General features: G+C 41.3%; 19 protein-coding genes and 1 riboswitch. Of the genes, 3 read left to right on the top strand and 16 right to left on the bottom strand.

All coding sequences use genetic code 11. The features are described 5' to 3' along the window. Positions 1-41 precede the first annotated feature (41 nt). From SR187_RS02680 to SR187_RS02665, 4 genes are all read right to left on the bottom strand, one after another. Complete coding sequence (locus tag SR187_RS02680) at positions 42-302, bottom strand: hypothetical protein (protein WP_120171423.1); 261 nt, start codon at positions 300-302, stop codon at positions 42-44. Between the two features lie 365 nt (positions 303-667). Then, positions 668-2,182, bottom strand: a complete 1,515-nt coding sequence (locus SR187_RS02675) for an ABC transporter permease/substrate-binding protein (RefSeq protein ID WP_194215549.1) — start codon at positions 2,180-2,182, stop codon at positions 668-670. Further along, positions 2,179-2,910: an ATP-binding cassette domain-containing protein gene (locus SR187_RS02670; RefSeq protein WP_024531676.1), complete on the bottom strand. Its 732-nt coding sequence runs from the start codon at positions 2,908-2,910 to the stop codon at positions 2,179-2,181. Before SR187_RS02670 ends, SR187_RS02675 begins: the two co-directional genes overlap by 4 nt. Continuing rightward, positions 2,903-3,352 (bottom strand): MarR family winged helix-turn-helix transcriptional regulator, encoded by a 450-nt coding sequence (locus SR187_RS02665; RefSeq protein WP_024531677.1) that lies wholly within the window; start codon positions 3,350-3,352, stop codon positions 2,903-2,905. Before SR187_RS02665 ends, SR187_RS02670 begins: the two co-directional genes overlap by 8 nt. 561 nt (positions 3,353-3,913) lie before the next feature. On the opposite strand from SR187_RS02665, the gene SR187_RS02660 reads away from it, so the two are divergent. After that, positions 3,914-8,905, top strand: coding sequence for a Cna B-type domain-containing protein (locus SR187_RS02660; protein ID WP_120171421.1), 4,992 nt, complete (start codon positions 3,914-3,916; stop codon positions 8,903-8,905). 307 nt (positions 8,906-9,212) lie between these two features. Here the strand turns inward: SR187_RS02660 and SR187_RS02655 are convergent, their stop codons facing one another. Genes SR187_RS02655 through hprK form a run of 4 tightly spaced genes read right to left on the bottom strand, consistent with a single transcriptional unit; the run spans position 9,213 to position 11,866 of the window. After that, positions 9,213-9,746 (bottom strand): YtxH domain-containing protein, encoded by a 534-nt coding sequence (locus tag SR187_RS02655; RefSeq protein ID WP_120171420.1) that lies wholly within the window; start codon positions 9,744-9,746, stop codon positions 9,213-9,215. Next, positions 9,730-10,143, bottom strand: a complete 414-nt coding sequence (locus SR187_RS02650) for a DUF948 domain-containing protein (RefSeq protein ID WP_120171419.1) — start codon at positions 10,141-10,143, stop codon at positions 9,730-9,732. Before SR187_RS02650 ends, SR187_RS02655 begins: the two co-directional genes overlap by 17 nt. A 12-nt stretch (positions 10,144-10,155) precedes the next feature. Continuing rightward, complete coding sequence (gene lgt / locus SR187_RS02645) at positions 10,156-10,932, bottom strand: prolipoprotein diacylglyceryl transferase (RefSeq protein ID WP_120171418.1); 777 nt, start codon at positions 10,930-10,932, stop codon at positions 10,156-10,158. Position 10,933: 1 nt separating this feature from the next. Then, positions 10,934-11,866: an HPr(Ser) kinase/phosphatase gene (hprK, locus tag SR187_RS02640; protein WP_024531612.1), complete on the bottom strand. Its 933-nt coding sequence runs from the start codon at positions 11,864-11,866 to the stop codon at positions 10,934-10,936. Positions 11,867-12,074: 208 nt separating this feature from the next. Here hprK and manA point away from each other — a divergent pair, with 208 nt between their 5' ends. Continuing rightward, on the top strand, positions 12,075-13,028 hold the full coding sequence (gene manA, locus SR187_RS02635) for a mannose-6-phosphate isomerase, class I (protein ID WP_120171417.1): 954 nt from the start codon (positions 12,075-12,077) through the stop codon (positions 13,026-13,028). Between the two features lie 226 nt (positions 13,029-13,254). On the opposite strand, the gene SR187_RS02630 is transcribed toward manA, so the two are convergent. From SR187_RS02630 to SR187_RS02610, 5 genes are all read right to left on the bottom strand, one after another. Beyond that, positions 13,255-13,527 carry a PspC domain-containing protein gene (locus SR187_RS02630; RefSeq protein WP_120171416.1) on the bottom strand — a complete coding sequence of 91 codons (273 nt, stop codon included), beginning with the start codon at positions 13,525-13,527 and terminating at the stop codon, positions 13,255-13,257. Further along, complete coding sequence (locus tag SR187_RS02625) at positions 13,517-14,278, bottom strand: hypothetical protein (protein ID WP_024531609.1); 762 nt, start codon at positions 14,276-14,278, stop codon at positions 13,517-13,519. The genes SR187_RS02630 and SR187_RS02625 overlap by 11 nt, the downstream gene beginning before the upstream one ends. A gap of 69 nt (positions 14,279-14,347) precedes the next feature. Further along, a complete protein-coding gene (locus SR187_RS02620; RefSeq protein WP_120171415.1) occupies positions 14,348-14,782 on the bottom strand; it encodes a SprT family protein in 435 nt (144 codons plus the stop codon). Next, entirely contained in the window at positions 14,769-16,898 is a 2,130-nt protein-coding gene (locus SR187_RS02615; RefSeq protein WP_120171414.1) for a Tex family protein, read from the bottom strand. The genes SR187_RS02620 and SR187_RS02615 overlap by 14 nt, the downstream gene beginning before the upstream one ends. Before the next feature lie 347 nt (positions 16,899-17,245). After that, a complete protein-coding gene (locus tag SR187_RS02610; protein ID WP_120171413.1) occupies positions 17,246-17,761 on the bottom strand; it encodes a QueT transporter family protein in 516 nt (171 codons plus the stop codon). Continuing rightward, a riboswitch (PreQ1 riboswitch) is annotated at positions 17,759-17,870 on the bottom strand. Its footprint overlaps the gene before it by 3 nt. A 40-nt stretch (positions 17,871-17,910) precedes the next feature. On the opposite strand from SR187_RS02610, the gene SR187_RS02605 reads away from it, so the two are divergent. After that, on the top strand, positions 17,911-18,336 hold the full coding sequence (locus SR187_RS02605; protein ID WP_373428438.1) for a GtrA family protein: 426 nt from the start codon (positions 17,911-17,913) through the stop codon (positions 18,334-18,336). A 230-nt stretch (positions 18,337-18,566) separates the two neighbouring features. Here SR187_RS02605 and SR187_RS02600 read toward each other — a convergent pair whose 3' ends face one another. The 3 genes from SR187_RS02600 to SR187_RS02590 form a co-directional block, all read right to left on the bottom strand. Continuing rightward, on the bottom strand, positions 18,567-19,274 hold the full coding sequence (locus SR187_RS02600) for a B3/B4 domain-containing protein (protein WP_024531604.1): 708 nt from the start codon (positions 19,272-19,274) through the stop codon (positions 18,567-18,569). Positions 19,275-19,385: 111 nt separating this feature from the next. Then, complete coding sequence (locus SR187_RS02595) at positions 19,386-20,312, bottom strand: YihY/virulence factor BrkB family protein (protein ID WP_024531603.1); 927 nt, start codon at positions 20,310-20,312, stop codon at positions 19,386-19,388. A gap of 62 nt (positions 20,313-20,374) precedes the next feature. Beyond that, positions 20,375-21,235 (bottom strand): methionyl aminopeptidase, encoded by an 861-nt coding sequence (locus SR187_RS02590; RefSeq protein WP_024531602.1) that lies wholly within the window; start codon positions 21,233-21,235, stop codon positions 20,375-20,377. Between the last annotated feature and the right edge of the window lie 2 nt (positions 21,236-21,237).

Here is a 21,237-nt window from a genome sequence, read left to right as displayed (position 1 = left end):
TTATAATTACAATTATATCTAAATTTAAATTATGATCTTAATTAATAGATATGTGCAGTCCCTTTAAAGCTTTGCCCAAGTCCTAGCGTCTTTGGAGTTCCTGTAGGTTCAGCTTGTTCTAATTTCTCAATATACTTATCAAGCCACTTGTTGCTCTGTCTTGATCCTTCTGACCCTCTGCCTCCTGGCGGTGCGATGTTAATAAATTTATTGCTTCCAACTTCATTAGCAGAGACAGAAGCAGTTGCAAATAGGGAAAGGGCAGCAAGTATCGCTACACTTGCAATTTTACATTTAGACATCGATAATACCTCATTCTAATAAAAAGATTAGTGCCTATCAGCACGACACTATCGTAGCATAAAAGCTCGCTCCAGTAAATACGAACAACAGCTACTTTACAAGAATACAGATAAAAATTAGATTTGTTGTAAAGTAAAACATATAAAATGTAGATTCTCAACGAAAATCTTTAGTAATTTTCACACTTGCGATTGCGTTTGAACAAGTCTTCAAAGAAAACTACGAATCTTCCCTTTTCATCAGAAACACCGTACTATAACTAGTAGCCATATAATTATCTGAAAACTTCTGATTTTCTCCGTCATGAATACAACTCAGACAAAGCTTTCTCACATTTTCTTGTTGCCTGAATATACTGTTCTTCCTACTTCAATAACTTTTCTTTTTCCAAATATTCACGCGCTACTTGGGCTGCTGACTTGCCCTCCACATCAACCGCATGATTCATCCGAGTCATTTCTTCAGTTGAGATTTTACCTGCTAGCTGACCAAGAACCTTCGCCAACTCAGGGTATTTTTTCATAGTCGCCTTTGATAATAGCGGAGCTACCTGATACGGCGGAAAGAGTTGTTTATCATCCTCCAATACCTTGAGGTTGTTTCTGATAATCTGACTGTCCGTTGAGTAGACATCTATAATTTGTACATTTTGATTGGCGATTGCTTGATAACGCAAGGCTGGCTCCATGGTCCTCACATTCAAATTTAGACCATATAAATTTTTCAGACCAACATTCCCATCTTTACGGTCATTAAACTCTAGAGAAAATCCTGCAAGCGCTGTCTGCTGAACCTTTGCTAAATCAGAAATCTTCTCAATGCTATTTTCCTTGGCATAATCCTTCGTCACCGCCAAAGCATAGGTATTTTGGAAATTCATTGGTTTGAGGTAAACTAATCCGTCTTGCTTTAAAATAGCCTCTCGAGCGTATTCGTAAACCTCTTGAGGATTATTAGATAGACCTGTCGGCGGAGTGGATAAAAGAGTAGTCGTAATAGTCCCTGTAAACTCGGGGTAAATATCAATACTCCCCGACTTTAGAGCTTCATAAAGGAAGCTAGTCTTTCCAAAATTAGGCTTAATCTCTACACCAATATCTGTATGATTCTCGATCAATATCTTGTACATATTGATGAGAATTTCTGGCTCCGCACCGAGTTTTCCGGCAATCACAATCTGTTTAGATGGTTTGTTTAACATAGGCACATAGCTAGCGCCCACAGCAAATAACGTTACTAGTAGAGCCAGCAAAATTGTTTTGGGACTTCTATCCTGCAATAGTCGAATTCCATAACCAAAGAGAACCGCCAAACTAGCTGACGAAATCGCACCAATCAATATCAGAGCCGAATCATTACGATCGATCCCCAGAAGAATAAAGGATCCCAGCCCACCTGCACCGACCAAGGCTGCCAAGGTTGCTGTTCCGATAATCATAATGGAAGCTGTCCGAATACCTGACATAAGAATGGGCATGGCCAAGGCTAGTTTGAACTTCTTCAACTTCTCCCATTTCGTCATTCCAAAAGCTGTAGCAGCCTCTTCCAGGTAAGGATCAATCTCAGCAAGACCTGTCAAAGTTCCCTGCAAAATAGGGAAAACAGCATAGATGACTAGAGCAACCACCGCAGGCAGAGTACCAATTCCCATAAAAGGAATGAAAAGACCAAGAAGAGCTAGCGAAGGAATCGTTTGAAAAATCCCTGTAATCTGCAAGCTCCATTCAGTCAGTCGTTTCTTATTTGACAAAATTAAACCCAACGGAACAGCAATCGCAATCGCGATAATCAAAGCTAACAGGGAAATTCGCAAATGTTCAAAGAGAGCTGATAGCCACTCCTCCCTGCGCTCTAGAAAGGTTTCAACCAAATTCATCATGCACCTCCTCTAGTCTTGATAAATTCCTTGACAAAGTCGTTAGTTGGCTGATTTCTTAACTCATCAGGAGTTCCCAACTGCACCACTTGACCATCCTGCATCAAGCAAATGCGATCAGCTAACTTAATTGCCTCATCCATATCATGAGTGACAAAGACAGTCGTCATCTTATACTCCTCATGTAGATCCTTAATCAAGTCCTGCAACTGGGTCTTACTAATGGGATCAAGAGCAGAAAACGGTTCGTCCATAAGCAGAACCTTAGGATTGGCAATAATAGCTCGCAAAATGCCAATTCGCTGTCGCTCCCCTCCGGATAGATCCTTGGGTAGACGATTTAGATAGCTACCCGGATCCAGGCCGACCTTAGACAAGAGTTCTCTGATTTTAACCAAGGTTTCAGTCTTGTCCATTCCCTTCATTTCAGGAATAAGAGCAATATTTTCTGCCACAGTCATGTTTGGAAAAAGGGCAATTTGCTGGAGGACATAGCCTGTCTCAAGACGCAAATCTCGCAAATTATAATCTTTTAATGACTTGTCTTGAAAAAGAATATCACCGTCAGTTTGTTCAATCAAACGGTTAATCAATTTCAGAGTTGTTGTCTTTCCACTCCCACTGGGACCAATCAAGACAAAAAATTCTCCCTCTTGGATAGTGAAAGTTAAGTTTTTCAAGATTGGACCACTAGCTTTACAAACTAAAGATATATTTTGATAATCAATCATTTTCCCCTCCTAATAATATTTGAGCAAGATTCTGACTATAGCATTGTGTCAACTGAAGCAAAAGTTCTTGCTCTTTTTGACTGAGTTTGGACAAGGCCTGCTGTTCGGCTTCTTCTAGCGGATGTAAAATCTGATTGGCAAACATTCGCCCCTCCTCTGTCAGCTTAACCCGCTTGTGGCGCTTATCTGCCGGATTTTCCTCCAAGAAAACCCAACCTCTCTCCTGAAACTTTTTGATGGTTGCATTGACAACTTGCTTACTGGAATAGGTTTTCTTGCTAACCCAATTCTGAGTCACACCTTCAGGATTGTAATAAATCCACATGAGAATCGATAGGCACTTGGCATGGAGTCCATGCTTTCGGGCATAACCTTCATACAGCCCAATTTGTTGATCGAAGATCCGAGCGTAGGTCTTACTGCGCTTGTGTAATTTTATCATTCTTGTTCTCCTTGTAAAGACAATCATCTCTCCCAAATTACCACCCTTTATAGGTAATAGATCTAATCTAAGATTTATATTTTTCCACACTGCTAACAGCTATAAGCTACAATCCTTGAGATAAGGGTAACTCTCATGGATTTCCCTATCACATTAGTCAATATTTTTTACTATTTTAACAGAAAAACAACTATAGTCAATTATTTTAACCATGTGCAAATATATTGAGGTTTTCATATTCTTCCATATTTCCCTCCTTAATCCTTTCCAGATACTATCTCCAGTCACCCTAGTCATTCAATCTTTTTCTATAATCTCCCTTCCTCAATAGACCATATATAGCCTTTTTTTTTAGAATTTTAAACCCCCAAAACAAGTCCACACGGTGTCAACCGATTGTTCTTAACTTCCTGTAGTTTAAGTGGTAAAATTTTATCGTAAATGCTAAAAAAAAAAGCATTTTTCCTGAATAAAATAAGGAAGAGGTGGTCATGATTCGTATTCGGGCTGATTCTCAAATTGGAGATAGATAAACGTCAAAGAAAAGAGGAAAATTTAAAGATGAAAACAGGATTAAAAAGTCGATTTAAGACGATAGTAATGTTATTCTGCTTGCTGTTTCAGGTCTTTGCCCCTGCCAGTACTGCCTTGGCGGAGGAAGCTCCAAAAGAAGTAGAGACTACTATAACATCACTCAAGGTGCTTAGAACACCTAATGGCGAAGAAACAGATAATGTTTTTTACAATGGTAGGTTCTATCTAGCGCTGGACTGGGATGCCAGTGGACATGGCGCAGAATTACGCAAAGGAGATTATTTCGAGGTCACACTGCCTGACGCAATGAGGTTTCCGACCAATTCTGCGGCAGTTGATTTTCCGCTACATGCACCTGATGGAAGTGTCGTTGCCAACGCCCATGTAACACCAAATCCTGATGGTGGTGGAAAAGTAAGAGCGACTTTTACCGATTATGTACAGAACAAATATAATGTCAAAGGCTCAATGCAACTAGCAGCCAATTTTGTTAACTCAAAAGTTCGCCGGAATGAAGAAAACACATTTTCTATAACTGTAAGTGGAAAAGTCCACACCATTAAGGTTAGACCAAATGGCCCAACAGATCTTAAAAATGAAAAGTTGAATAAATGGTCAAAAGAGATCGGTGGAAATCGTGTACAATGGGAAGGTCGTATCAACCATGAAAAGGGAAGCTTCCCAGATGACACTGTTTTTTCTGATACATTAGCACTTAATTCTCCAGAGAAATTTATCAAAGATACTTTCAGATTACAAAGGGTAGAGTTTGACTCAGTAGGTAACCCAATAAAAGTCCTTGAAACCATTAGCAGTGATAAGATTTCCTTTTCAAATGATGATCGGACTGTTACAGTAAATTTAGGAAATATAAGTAACCAACAGTACTATTTTACTTATCAAACATCTTATACACCGGATACCGTTATAAAAAACAATGTTAAGCTCACTTCTAAAGACAAGGTGCTTGCTGAACACTCTGCTTCCTATATCAATTCCTCATCTGGTGGTACAGGTTCTGGTGACTTGACCAACAAGATTAAAATCATCAAAGTCGATGCTGAAAATCAAGAGACAAAACTTGCCAATGCCAAGTTTAAAATCACCAATGTTGCGAATGGCAAAGAATACGAAGTCACTACAAATGCTCAAGGCGAAGCTGTGACAGAAAAATTAGTCGCAGGTCAGTACAAAATCAAAGAACTGACAGCACCGAATGGATTTGAACTAAATCCAGAAGAAACAACCGTCTCTGTCGCTGATGGAAAAGCGACCATCCAAACCATCACAAACAAGCCAATTAAAACATCAGTAAGCGTTGACAAGAAATGGATTGGCCCTGCAAAAGATTCCGCTACAGTCCGTCTCTACGCAGATGATGCAGACACCGGAAAAACAGCTACTCTCAACGCTTCAAACAGTTGGAAAGCAACATTTAATGACCTACGCAAGTTTCACGCAGATGGCAAAGAAATCAAGTACACCATCAAAGAAGATGCGATCGAAAACTACCAATCTGAAGTGACAGGCGACATGGCTTCTGGCTTTACTGTGACAAATACCAACATTGAAAAAGTATCTGTACCAGTAACTAAGACTTGGAACGATAACAACGACCAAGACGGTAAACGTCCGAAATCTATCACCGTAAACCTCTTGGCTGATGGCAAAGTCGTTCAATCCCAAGAGGTAACAGCAGCTAACAACTGGGAGTATACTTTCACCGACCTACCGAAGTACGCTAACGGAAAAGAAATCGTCTATACTGTGGAAGAGGTGAAGGTAGATGGGTATGAGACGAAGGTGGAAGGAACTAACATCACCAACACCCATACTCCAGAAACAACAGAAGTTTCAGGTACTAAGACTTGGAACGACAACAACGACCAAGACGGTAAACGATCAAAATCCATTACCGTAAACCTCTTAGCTGATGGCAAACCATTTAAGACTCAAAAAGTCACTGCTGAAAACAACTGGAAGTATACTTTCACCGACCTACCGAAGTACGCTAACGGAAAAGAAATCGTCTACACTGTTTCAGAAGAAAAGGTAGACGGGTATGAGATGAAGGTGGAAGGAACCAACATCACCAACACCCATACTCCAGAAACAACGCAAGTTTCAGGTACTAAGACTTGGGTGGATAACGAAGACCAAGACGGTAAACGTCCACAGTCTATCACCGTAAACCTCTTGGCTGATGGTAAGGTCATCAAGAGCCAACAAGTCACTGCCGAAAACGACTGGAAGTACACCTTCACTGACCTACCGAAGTACGCTAACGGAAAAGAAATCGTCTATACCGTGACAGAAAACGCTGTTGAAGGCTACACCACAACCTACGATAAGTACAATATCACCAATAGTTACACACCTGGTCAAACCAGCCTCACAGTAACCAAGGCTTGGGATGACAAGGACAATCAAGACGGTAAACGTCCTGAAGCTATCCAAGTTCAACTCTATGCTAACGGTGAAAAGTTGGGCGAACCTGTAACCCTGACTGCTGATAACAAGTGGACACATACTTGGACAGGACTTGCTAAGAAGGCAAACAAAAAAGACATCGTCTACACCGTCAAAGAAGTCTCAAAAGTAGAGGGATACACCACTACTGTAGGAACTGTTGAAAATGGAAATGTCACCATTACCAATACCTATAAACCAAGTACAACCTCTATCAAGGTAAACAAGGTGTGGAAAGATAAGGACAACCAAGATGGTCTGCGCCCAACTTCCATTACCGTCAACCTCTTGGCGGACGGTGAAGTTGTTAAGACGGAAACGATCACACCAAGTGCTGATGGCGATTGGAGCCACACCTTCACAGACTTGCCTGAATACAAAAATGGCAAGAAAATCACTTACACCGTTTCAGAAGAAAAGGTAGAGGGATACGAAACAACGGTAGAAGGAACTACCATCACCAACACCCATACTCCAGAAACAACAGAAGTTGCAGGTACCAAGACTTGGAACGATAACAACGACCAAGATGGTAAACGTCCAAAATCCATTACCGTCAACCTCTTGGCAGACGGTCAACCGGTCGCAAGCAAAATCGTCACCGCAGACGACAACTGGGCTTACAAGTTCTCAAACCTACCTGCTAAGAAAAATGGAGCTGCCATTACCTACACGATTAGTGAAAAAGCAGTCGCAGATTACACTACAACCTATGATGGCTACAATATCACTAACAGCTACACACCGGGAGAAACAAGTGTCACTGCCACAAAAGTTTGGGAAGACAACAACAACCAAGACGGACTGCGCAGGGAAATCAAACTAGAACTCTACGCAGACGGTGTTGCCACTGGACAGAGCCAAACCCTTTCTGAAGAGAACAACTGGAAAGCAACCTGGACAGGGCTTGCCAAGAAAGCAAACAAAAAAGACATCGTCTACACCGTCAAAGAAGTCACTGCTATTGATGGCTATACTTCAAAAGTAACTCAAACATCAACCAATAACTTTACCATCACCAACACCCATACTCCAGAAACAACGCAAGTTTCAGGTGCTAAGACCTGGAATGACAACAATGACCAAGACGGTAAACGTCCAAAATCCATCACTGTCAACCTCTTGGCTAACGGTGAGGTCGTTCAAAGTCAGAAAGTCTCTGCCGATACGAATTGGACTTATACCTTTACTAACCTACCGAAGTACGCTAACGGGAAGGAAATTATCTATACTGTTTCAGAAGAAAAGGTAGAGGGATACGAAACAACGGTAGAAGGAACCAATATCACCAACACCCATACTCCAGAAACAACGGAAGTTGCAGGTGCTAAGACCTGGAACGACAACAACGACCAAGACGGTAAACGTCCGAAATCTATCACCGTAAACCTCTTGGCGGATGGTAAGGTCATCAAGAGCCAACAAGTCACTGCTGAAAACGACTGGAAGTATACCTTCACCGACCTACCGAAATACGCTAACGGAAAAGAAATCGTCTATACTGTTTCAGAAGAAAAAGTAGACGGGTATGAGATGAAGGTGGATGGCTACAATATCACAAACAGTTACACACCAAGTACAACCTCTGTCAAGGTAAACAAGGTGTGGAAAGATAAGGACAACCAAGATGGTCTACGCCCAACTTCTATTATCGTCAACCTTCTGGCAGATGGTCAGGTAGTTTCTACAACAACCATCAAACCAGATGCCAACGGTGATTGGAACTACACATTCACAGACTTACCTGAATACAAAAATGGCAAGAAAATTACCTACACTGTGGAAGAGGCGAACACACCAAACGGGTATACCTCATCTGTAGAAGGAACTACCATCACCAACACCCATACTCCAGAAACAACGGAAGTTGCAGGGACTAAGACCTGGAACGATAACAACGACCAAGATGGTAAACGTCCGAAATCTATTACCGTAAACCTCTTGGCAGACGGTGAAGTCGTTCAAAGTCAGAAAGTCTCTGCCGATACGAATTGGACTTATACCTTTACTAACCTACCGAAGTACGCTAACGGGAAGGAAATTATCTACACTGTAACTGAGAATGCCGTTGATAACTATACAACAACCATTGATGGTCACAACATTACCAACAGTTACACACCTGGTCAGACGAGTCTCACTGTTACCAAGGTCTGGAAGGATAACAATAATCAAGATGGTAAACGTCCTGGATCTATCCAAGTTCAACTCTATGCCAACGGTGAAAAGTTGGGCGAACCTGTAACCCTGACTGCCGATAACAAGTGGACGCATACTTGGACAGGACTTGACAAGAAAGCAAACCAGAAAGATATTGTCTATACGGTCAAAGAGGTTTCAGTGGTTGATGGATACACAGCATCTGTAGGAAAAGTTGAAAATGGAAATATCACTATTACCAACACCTACAAGCCAACCACTCCTCCTAAGAAGAAAAAATCGACTCCACTGCCATCAACAGGAAGTCTCAGCGGACTAGGACTGACGTTTGTCGGACTAGCACTTGCCGCGACTATCAGTGCTCAAGCGATTTACCGAAAGAGGAAATAGGCATAACAACTTTCGTAAACAAAACAACTTGAGAGAATAATACTCTCTCAAGATAGACAAAAGCCCTTAGATTTACTCTAATGGGCTTTTGTGGTATTTGCATTTTACCTTTTATTACTCCGTTAACTCACCCTGCTTGAAGTTGAAGTATACCCTTGACCATTGTTGCTGGTAAAAAATAAACTGAATATAATATTGGATCATAAAAACTACAATCTTTAATGCCAACTAAAATATTATAAGAAAAACTAGCCTAGATACATTTTCTAAGCTAGTTTTGTTCGATATCCTCAGCTAACAGGAAGCCCTATAGCTCTTCACTTTTTTCTAGTACAATTTCTGACTTGGCTTCTGGAGCTTCCTTAGGCACAGGAGCCACTACCACATCATCAATGGCAATTTCAATATCTTCTGACACTACGATAGCCTCTTCAATATCTCCTGCTCCATCAACTGCTGAGACTTTTGTTTTAGTCTTGATAGCTTCTAAAATATCTGTTGTGGATAAATTTTGTTCAGTTATTTTTTCCTTGAGTTGTCCCAAAGTTTCCAACGTTCTATCTTTGCCAGACTTGACTAGATCTTCTAATGTCAATTCCCCAGTTTCTAGTTGGGTCTTCACTTCAGCAAAACGTTCTGTCGCTTGTTTGCCAAAGTCCTGAGCCTTACTGACCAAATCAGCATTGATTTCTTCATGATTTTCTTTATAAACATTGGCAAAATTGACGACTTTTTCTTTGACTGCTTTACCACTTTTCGTTGCTAGAAAAGCCGCAGCCGCTGCACCACCAGCTGCTCCTAACAAAAGACTGGTCCATACACTACTAGATTTTCTTACCATTTTTTTCTCCTTTCTTACCTAAGAGAGATGAGAGAGTTGACAGGACAGAGAGAACACCGCCTGCTTTTACCGTACTTGCACCAGCAGACTTAGCCTTTACCGTCAAATCACGAGCCGAAGCATTCAAGTCTGATACAGAAGTTGACAAATCCGCCACTGCTACAAAAAGAGGATCTAAAGTGGACACCTTACCATTGACATCTTCCACCAGAACATTGGTTTTGGCTAGAAGTTCGTTGGTTTGGTAAAGCGTAACATTGACATCGCTGGTCAGGACTTTCAGTGTTTGCTGCGCTTCATCCGTCACCGCTCCCAACTTTTTCAACAGTAAAACAAGGTAAACCGCCACTGCCACAATCGACAAGGCAATCATCAAAATGGAAACTTCAATAATCATATCCTTCTCCTTTTAAGGTTGATAAAATGGGATGGAGGACTTCCTCCTCCGCACTAAAACCATCACAATACCGACCAGAATTAAAAGACCTGATACCCACTGGGAAACACGAACTCCTAAAAACATCAGACTATCTGTCCGCAGGCCTTCAATCAAAAGGCGACCGCAACCATACCAGATGAGATAAAAAGCTGTAATTTCTCCCTGTTTGAGTAACTTGGATCGTCTGCGTAAGATACAGATTAAGGCAAAGCCGAACACATTCCATAAGGACTCAAACAAAAAGGTCGGCTGGCGATAAGCCCCATCAATGTACATCTGATCCCTGATGAAACCCGGCAAATAGTTCAAACTGTCTACTGCCTTACCATAGGCTTCTTGATTGAAAAAATTTCCCCAACGGCCAATCGCCTGAGCAAGCATTACTGAAGGTGCAACGACATCTAGAAAATCTAGCGTTTCGATAAATCTATGTCGGGAAAAAAAGTACAATACGATGGCACCTGTAATCAAACCACCATAGATGGCAATGCCTCCGTTCCAGACAGCAAAGATAGATAAAAGATTGTCCTTATATTCACTCCATGAAAAGGCTACATAATAAAGCCTAGCTCCAATGATAGATAAAGGAAAGGCGATTAGGATAAAATCCAAAATGTCATCTTGACGGATCTTCTTACGCGGTGCTTCCTTTGCTGCTAAATAGATACCTAAAATCAGACCAAGTAAAATACAGATAGCATACCACCGAATTTCGACTGGACCTAATTTAATGGCAATAGGATTCATACTAACCTTCCTCCCTATTATGTGCAATCAAATTAGACAGACGTTCTTCAAAAATTTTCGTTGCGTCAACTCCCATCAGCTTGGCACGATGGTTCATAGCCGCTGCCTCAATAACCACTGAGATGTTTCGACCGGTCTTTACAGGAATGCGAATTTGTGGAACAACAATACCAGCAATTTCAATAGTATCTCCTGAGTTACCTAAGCGGTCAAAAACCTTATCAGCTTCAAAGTTTTCTAGATAGACAGCTAATTGAACTTCTGATGAATCCTTGACAGCACTAGCCCCATACAAGCTCATGATGTCGATGATACCGACTCCACGGATTTCTAGCAAGTGGCGCAGAATTTCTGCCGGCTCCCCCAAAAGCGTCACATCATCTTTAGCATAAACATCTACACGGTCATCTGCCACCAAACGATGGCCACGCTTGACTAATTCAAGACCGGTTTCACTCTTACCAATACCGGAATCTCCTTGGATTAGGACGCCCATACCATAAATATCCATCAAAACACCATGAACACTGGTTCGTTGAGCCAAGCGACTATCCAGATAAGAGGACAACTCTCCCGATAGACGACTGGTAGCTGTCTTGCTGCGACAGATGGCAATTTTCTTTTCCTTAGCAGCCTTATACATCTCCTCTGGTATTTCCAAACCACGCGCAACAATGATGACAGGTGTTTCTGGCTGAAACATTTGAGAGAGAACCTGATAGCGGTTATGAGCTGTCATGGCCATCAAGTAGGACCACTCCTTCATCCCCATCAACTGAATTCTCTCTGGAGCGTAATAATCAAAATAGCCTGTCATTTCCAAGCCTGGTCGTGTAATATCTGCTGTAGTAATTTGCTTTTGAAGCAATTCTTCCGTGCTGTAGGCACATTCAATACGCAGATTATTGACCAAATCTTTCACGTAAACGGTCATCTGTTCCCTCACTTTCCGTTTTATTCTATTATACCACAAGCCTTGGCTTCAAGGAAAAACAAGTCCCTATTTTAGCAAAAGGAACTTTACCTCAACCTTCTCAATGTTAGAAATGTTCTGAATATGCAAGACAAGCACTTTCTTTCCCTACATATTTTTCGTAAATCTGTTATACTCTATATATAAAAGATAGAGCAAGGAGAAGACCATGGAACCATTATTTCTAACACCTGTCATGCACGAAAAAATTTGGGGTGGGAATCGTTTAAAAACCAATTACGACTATGATATTCCAAGTGAGAAGACTGGTGAGTGCTGGGCAATCTCTGCCCATCCCAACGGTGTGACAACTATTTCAAATGGTTGCTATAAAGGAAGAGGGCTTGATGACCTCTATAAAAATGAAAAACACTTGTTCGGCCATCCAAGTGATCCAGTTTTTCCTTTACTGACGAAAATTCTTGATGCCAATGACTGGCTCAGTGTGCAGGTGCATCCGGATGATGCCTATGGCTTGACCCATGAGGGAGAATTGGGAAAAACAGAATGTTGGTACATCCTAGAAGCCGATGAAGGAGCTGAAATTATCTACGGTCATAATGCTCAATCAAAAGAGGAACTCAAACAACTTATTGATGAAGAGAACTGGGAACAACTCTTGACCCGTATACCAGTAAAAACGGGTGACTTCTTCTTTGTTCCAAGCGGTACGATGCATGCTATCGGTAAAGGGATTATGATTTTAGAGACCCAGCAATCTAGCGATACTACCTATCGAGTTTATGACTTCGACCGTCGTGACGAAGCTGGCAATCTGCGTGAGCTTCATATTGACAAGTCTATTGATGTTTTGACAATTGGTTGCGTCGCTAATGCGACACCAGCTCGTCTCTCATTGGATACCCTAGACTCTACCCTTTTGGTTTCTAGTCCATTTTTCACAGTTTATAAATGGTTGATTAAGGATAGAGTAACCATGGAGCAGACCGTCCCTTACTTGTTGGTCAGCGTTATTGGGGGGCAAGGAACCATTCAAGTTGGCAACACTAGCTACTCGCTGAAAAAAGGAAGCCACTTTATCCTGCCTGCTAATGTGACTAAATGGACCTTCACGGGAGAACTAGAGCTTATTGTCAGTCATCCCAATTCGTCTAAAACATGAAAATAGAAAAATATTTGACAGATAGAAAAAAGTTCGTATTTTCAACCATATACACCATTGCTTCGGTCAGATTTGGGATGGGAAACACAAATTGCCGAGATACGCTTTACAGTTCCTATCTCCAACCTTTAATAGTTGACTAAACTCTTAAAGCCAATCAACCTCTACGCTAGGATAGCAATACGAACTCTAAAAGTGAGGCTGGATTACCCAACCTCACTTTTTGCTATTCAAACCATGATTTATCTATTTTTTCTGCTTTCTTGATCTTACGTGGACCTGTCCCGTAGCGATCCGCATCCCGATCTTCTTTATAGGGTAAAAAATAAGCTGCTGCAATGTAAAGACCAATCAATATGAGCGGGATTCTACCTAGAAAAAGACCGACAAGAAAAATAACCCTCGCCAACCAAACATCCCAACCAAACTTATGAGCTAGTCCAGCAAAAACACCGGATAAGACCTTCCCCTGCCTCAGTTTATACAATTCAATTAACATCTTTTATTCCTTTCACATAAAACGCACTCTCCCCTGTTTGTGCCTTTATAAAGAGCAGGTCTCTACCAGACTTTTCAAACCGATAAGGACTAGTCTTTCTTTTCCGATTAACAAGAATCTGACCAGAACTGGATTCAATCTGACCACGGATACCTTGATCTTTGCCAGTCTGCAAAGTTAGAGGAGCCTGAGCTAATTGGACATAGAGATGCTGCGGATAACCACCACAAGTTGTCAAGCGAATATCCTGTTGTTTTTTATCCCTTGAACTACGGATAGAAATATCCTCAAATGGCAGATAATCCATACGCGCATCTGCCTGCCCTAAATCTAAATCTAGAACCGACATCCATTCCTGAGGCAAATAAATAAACAAGTGGCAGGAGTGAGGACTAGTAAAATATAGCCCCTTATTTTCTACATAAATCCGAGGGAGTTTATCTTCTGGCGTTCCTTGATTGTAGACAATTTCAACATCAACCCGACCAGTCTTTGACTTTGTCAAGATCAATCGACCTTCTGACAATTGGAGAAAAAGTGATTCGATTCCTTCAAAGCTGTAAGCCTGTTTCAACTTTGAAGAAGCAAATACCTTAAAATTTGGCAAAGTAAACGTCAATTTTGCTTTTTCTTCCACAAAAAGAAAGTCTGGCTCTTGATTCATTTCCTTGAAACAGGCACGTGCCTCTTCCTTGGTCAAGATTCCTTTTTCGTACAACTCAATTAAGCGCTCTTCTTTCTTTTGTGTCATACACTCACCTCAATTCCTTTCTAGTATACCATATTTGCGTACAAAAAAATCAGCCCAAGGACTGATTCTCTACTGCTGCAATATCAGGCGGCCACGACACTTACCACAATGATATTTTGTTAGGTCAATGCGCCGCTTGCGCTGATAGACTTGCCCGCAAGATTGGCAGCTATACAGTAGGGACGGTCTGGCAATCTGCTTTAAGCTGGGAGCATAGCGCAGACCGTCCACCGCTTCTAATAAATCTTTAAAATCTCTATCTCTATGTCGATAACCTTTTTTCTCAAAATAGAGATGGTAGTGACAAAGTTCATGGCGAACAATTTTCCGAAATACATCCAATCCCTGTTCCTCCAGGTGTCTGGGATTGAAATCTAGGTGTCCATCTGTCGGAAAAAAGCGTCCGCCTGTTGACCGCAAACGCCTGTTCCAAACTGCTTCATGGCAAAATACCTTACCGAAGTCCTCCAATGAGACCTGCCGAACATACTCAGTGAGCTTCACGAGGTGGCACAAGGGTCAGATTGACCTTCTCACGTTGTTGATCTAGTTTGTGAACCCAAACTGTTACCAAGTCACCGACAGACACCACTTGACTCGGATGCTTGATAAAATTCTTGCTCATATTGGAAATGTGAATGAGACCATCTTCATGGATACCAATATCAACAAAGGCTCCAAAGTCAACCACATTACGAACAACACCTTCTAACTTCTGTCCGATCTGTAGATCTTTAAAATCTAGGACATCCTGTCGGAGAACAGGAGCTGCAAAGTCATCTCGCATATCACGCCCCGGCTTAAGTAAGTCTGCAATAATATCTTTCAGGGTTTCCTGACCGATTGTCAATCCTTCCGCCATAGTTGCTATATCAACCTTGGCTAATTTTTCCTGCGCAGCTACATCTAAGTGATCAATCTCTAAAAGCGCAAGCAAATTCTCTACAGCCTCATACGACTCAGGGTGAACACCAGTATTGTCCAAAAAGTTGACCGCTTCTGGAATCCGCAAGAAACCTGCTGCTTGCTCAAAAGCCTTGTCTCCCAAACGAGGTACCTTCTTGAGTTGCTGGCGAGAGGTCAAAGCACCATTTTCTTCACGATACTTGACGATATTCTCAGAAATGGTCTTGTTAAGTCCCGCTACATGGGCGAGAAGGGCTGGACTAGCTGTATTGACATTGACACCGACTTGGTTCACCACTGTATCCACTACAAAATCCAAACTCTCCGATAGAAGTTTTTGGTTGACATCGTGCTGGTACTGACCAACACCGATGGACTTTGGATCAATTTTAACTAGCTCAGCTAGGGGATCTTGCAGACGGCGAGCAATGGAAATAGCAGAGCGCTTCTCAACAGTCAGGTCTGGGAATTCAGAACGTGCCAGCTCCGAAGCTGAGTAGACAGAAGCTCCGCTTTCATTGACGATGACATAGGAAACAGTCGGAAAATCCTTGAGTACATCGGCAACAAAAGCTTCCGATTCCCTGCTTGCTGTTCCGTTTCCAATGGCAATGATTTCCACCTGATATTGACCGATCAGAGCAGCTAATTCTTTTTTAGCTTCCAATATTTGAGACTGGGAAGCAGGTTTAACAGGATAGATGACCTGCGTGGTTAGAAGCTTGCTTGTCTGGTCTACTACTGCCAGCTTAGCACCTGTCCGGAAAGCGGGGTCAAATCCCAGTACTATTTTTCCTTTGAGCGGTGGCACAAGGAGCAGGCTACGGAGATTATCTGAAAAGAGTGCAATAGCCCCTTCTTCTGCTTTCTCTGTCAATTCTGTCCGAATGCGGCGCTCCATGGCTGGAATAATCTTTTTCTTGACTGCTTGACCAATGGCTTCTTTGATATAGGCATTTTTCTGCGGAAAACGCACTTCAAAGAAACGGATAACCTTTTCCAGATTATGCTCAAAGCCAACCTTTAAAGCACCGAGTTTCTCGCCACGGTTGAGCGCTAGCGTGCGATAGCCCTGCATCTTGGCTACTTTTTCCGAAAAATCATAATACATCTGGAAAACCAATTTTTCATCAGCTTCTGGATCTTTTACTTCCGAATAGAGGCTAGAATAGGACTGAATTTCATGATAGGTCCACGAACGGAGCTTGGTGTCTTCAGAAATGGCTTCTACTAAAATATCTACAGCTCCTGCTAGACATGATTCGGCTGTATCAAAACCTTCACAGATGAAACCAGTTGCTTGTTCCTCCAAATCAACCACATTTTGCAAAATCAAACGCGCCAATGGGAAGAGACCTGCCTCACGCGCTACCGTCGCCTTGGTACGACGCTTTTCTTTGTAAGGAAGGTAAAGTTCTTCGACATCAGCTAGCTTTTCGGCCTCCTCAATTGCCTGACGGAGCTGATCTGTCAATTTCCCCTGTTCTTCAATCTTAGCAAGAACTGTTGCCTTTCGTTCCTCTAGAGCAGTCAAAGCCTTGTCCCGATCAATAATTGACTTAATAACTACCTCGTCCAAATTACCAGTTGCTTCCTTCCGATAACGGGCAATAAAAGGAATGGTATTCCCTTCGGCTGTCAAGGACAAGACCGTATCAATCTGTTTTAAACTAATACCCAATTCTTGGGCAATCTTCATATATTTTTCTTCCATAGTTCCTATTATACCATGAAAGCGGTATAATGCTCCTCAAAAATTAGCATCTACCATACCAATTTGAGACAAACAGTCTTTCACTTCCTAAAGAATACCTTTTTCTTTACAGTAACCTATCAACTTAGTTTGAGGAGCACTAGACAAAAGCATAACCTGATTACAATTTTAATGGTGTCGAGGAACCTCTAAATGATGCTCCATAAAATTTGATATCTGGATTTTCCCCTTCCCCATTGAGAGGGAAAAATCCTTCACTACCAACCTCAGTCTATCTTGGTTTCCGTGAGTAGCGTAGTTTTTAACACAAACAAAAAACACCCGAAGGTGTTCACTCACATTTATAACTATCTTTCAAAGTTTATTTTTTTCGACAATGCATCAATAATAAGGGCTCCTACCAGTAAAGAAAGCAACTCTCCAGCCGCTGTTGTCAACCAAGTCAAAAAGAATGGGTTCCCATAAAGAAACTTCAATTCAAAAGCAATGGTAAACATGGTTGCCGCAAAAAAGAATGAGAAATAAAAGAAAGCCTTATTAAACAGACCAGAAAAGAGATACTCTTTCCTATATTTATCAAACAAGAAAACACCTAGACTAACAAAAATCAAGGTTGAGAATCCACCTACAAAGAGGTCAATCACTCCAAAACCGATTAAATTAGAAATCATACAGCCTATCGTTACAGCCACAATATACTTACGGTTGTAAAAAGCCAAAAAGTTCAACATTTCAGACAAACGAAACTGAACAGCCCCAAAAGAAATAGCGTTGAGTGGGGGGGTAATTGTCAGAGCGACATAGATCGCGGCAACAAGAGCAATTTCTGCCATATCTTTGGCAGTCCATTTAGAAGTATTCATACTATTCTCCTTTAGCAATATGCTTAAAATATGCTTGGGTAAAGTGAGCAAGCCCCAAGGGTTGTTGATTTTTAAGGATGTATTCAACAACGTTGTTTAGTATAGCACAATTTACATAAAAATGGTAGACTAATCCTATGAAAAATATTATGAAAAAAATCTTAGAAAATGAAGTGGTCCTCTATTTAATTTTTGGTGTGGCAACGACTCTTGTTTATATGGTAACTCGTATCGCACTATTTGCAATCATCAATCAGATTGTACTTGTCGCCCTGATTGCCAATATCTTTGCGATTCTTTTTGCCTTCGTAACCAATGATCGGATTGTTTTTAAACAAAGTTCTCAGGGCTGGTTTCCACGTTTCATCAAATTTATCTCTGCCCGCCTAGTCACCATGGGGCTAGACATGCTGCTGGCCTTTATCCTCGTTCAAGCCTTCCCAATCCTTATCGGTCAATTTGTTAACAATGATCTCAGGCTGGTCAACGCTATTGCCACTCTCTTCTCACAGATCACAGCTATCGTTTTAAACTATGTATTGAGCAAATTGTTTGTCTTTAAGGATAAACAATGAAACTGGAGAGATCGTAGGCTCGCTGAAACAAGTCAACCTACTCAGAAATAAAGTAAATAATCTGGAAGTCATCGGTTTAAAATGATTATTACAAATATCATAAAGCTTGATTTTGAAAAACGGAGTTTCTCACTGATACCGTCCAAGATGAACCAAATGACTAAAAAACGAATGAGCATAGTTACTGTCTTTTTGACTCACTATTATCATTCGTTTTTCTATTCAATTACTTAAAGTTCAACTTCTGGATTCTCAATGGTTAAAAGTTGGATTTCTCCAGTGACACCAAAATAATCCTCGATTAACTGTTTTAATTCTGCTATCGCAGCTTGAGCAAGAGACGCCCGTTCCTGTGTTATTGATTCAATCACTAAAATTGCATCCTGAGTTTCCTCCGTCAACATGGTTCTTTGAGCCTCGCGCCAGTTAAAGTTCCTACAAACCGCACCCTCCTGGTCGTAGTAGATAATCTCTTCTGCTAAAGCCGGCGAATCCTCTTCTGCTCCCAATGGATAGAAAGATTCTCCTCCCTTAGCCTTTCCTAAATGTAGATCCCCTACAATCTTTTCCAGATCTTCTCCACCACAAGGAAGACCGTAGCGCAATGAAATGCTATTATAAAGATCAACTAACGGATTGATTGGGGAAAATTCTCTACCCTGACTAACTCGTTTCAACAAGGCTTCAATAGAAGAGCGCGCACCCTTTTTAGTTTTGAAATGGGTAAAAGCCTCGCGCCATTCCTTGATGACAAGGTTTTGTGTAAAAGGCTCTTCTTCAATGTGTTTTTCTGCTTCTTTACATGCTTTCTTTAGTAAATCTGCAAAATAAGACTCTTTGCTAGCCTTTGAATGGTTATCTATTCCCTTGACAGTCAGGATAGCAATTTGCGCTGCTGGAAAAACCTCCCAAAAATGTTGGTCAATGATCAACTTCATTGAACTCACCTCCTCTCTTTAGTATACTCCTTTTTCATGGAAAAAACAAAAAAGAAGCTACCGGAGCTTCTTAGACCAAGTATAACAGGTTGACAATCAGTGAACAAGTTTCTATCCTTCTTTATCAATAGAGGTAAATTTTGCCTTAATCCGATTCAAAATAGAAACAATATCCCCATCTCTAGCATGAAATTCCTCTACCTGCATACTTTGAACACTGGCATTGATAATAGCACCAATAATCAATACCTGTGCCATAAAAATAAACCAAAGCATAAAGACAAGAAAGATAACAGCCGCCATCATTCGAAAATCCAGTAGCTTATTGGCATAGTTATCCACATAAATAGAGAAAAACTGTCCAATAGAAGCCATGGTCACAAGGACAAAAATAGTCCCAGGTAGCACATAACGCACTTTCTTTATACGAACATTAGGCAGGAAAAAGTAGAGCATAATCAAGGCAGCAAACAAGCCCATGAAGCCAATTAGCTGCGTTTGACTAAGAAGCCCTCTTAACCATCCATTTTCAAAATGAAATAATTTATCAATGGAAGAAAGGATGACCTGACCGAAGGTCAATAGGGTTATACTCAAGATGATAATAACTTGTAAACCAATCCCTAGAAAAATACCAATCAAGCGCCCAATAATAAAATCCCTATGTTTGTTAATTCCGTATGCCTTATTGACCGCCTTTTGCAAAATCGTCATACTGCACGACAAGGTCCAAAGCGTTGTAGCAATAGAAATCCCCAACCATGAAGTAGACGGTTTTGTCAGAACAGAAACCACAAAGTCAGAAACAGAAGGGTAGAGACGCTCAGGCACAAAATCAGCCAGTACTGTCAAAATCAAATCAATATCAAATGGGAAGTAGGGCAAAAGATTGGCCAAGGTTAACAGGACTGGAAAAATGGAAATCAATAAATAGTAGGCTACTGCCACACTGGTCACATCAATATCTGAAGATTGATAAAGGGAAAAGAAGGTAGAACAGAATGTCTTTAATCCTTCCCAAAACTTAGCTTTTTTCATCCTCTTCTCCTTCTTCGTGTAGCTGTTCAATCCCTGCGACAAGACTAGAGACTGCAAAAAGATTAGTACGTTCCTTCTTCTCCTTGACTCGTCAAAATAACCGGACCTTCTTTGGTAATCACAAATTGATGCTCATACTGACAAGACAAGCTTCCATCAAGTGTCTTATGAGCCCATCCAGTCTTCACATCCGTATCAATCTCCCAAGTTCCAGTATTGATCATTGGCTCAATCGTCAGAACCATTCCTTCACGTAAGCGAATCCCCCGTCCTTTTGTACCATAGTGAGGAACCATTGGGTCTTCATGGAAGGTTGGACCAACACCATGACCGACCAGATCACGAACAACACCATAGCCAAGACCTTCTGCATACTCTTGAATAGCTGCACCAATGTCACCAATACGATTACCAACCACAGCTTGTTCAATGCCACGATAGAGACATTCTTTTGTGACATTCATCAAGTTTTGAACTTCTTCAGAAACCTGACCAACTGCATAGGCCCAGCAAGAATCTGCAACGCCACCACGATAGCTCTGAGTGATTTTTTTCATAGCCGCAACATTATTAAAATTGAGCTTAGAAACGTCTACTACTGCCTTATCCAGCGGTTCACTGAGAACCATGTCCACCTTGAGCAAATCGCCTTCTTTCAACTTGTAATGACGCGGGAAGGCATGAGCAACCTCATCATTAAGCCCACAACAGGTTGCGTAAGGGTAATCCATCAATTCACCATCTACGCCGATTTGAAGAGGTAAAACATTTTTTTCCCTACAAGTCTTACGAACATATTCTTCTACTTCCCACATGTCCACCCCCGGCTTGATGAGGTCACGAAGTCCGATATGAACTTCCGCCAAGACATCTCCTGCTCGTTTCATTGCATCAATTTCACGTTGCGATTTAATTGTAATCATTA

The organism is Streptococcus ruminantium, from assembly GCF_003609975.1.
GTDB lineage: Bacteria > Bacillota > Bacilli > Lactobacillales > Streptococcaceae > Streptococcus > Streptococcus ruminantium.
Note: the sequence above shows the minus strand (reverse complement) of the source record. Positions and strands in the feature narration are given on the sequence as shown.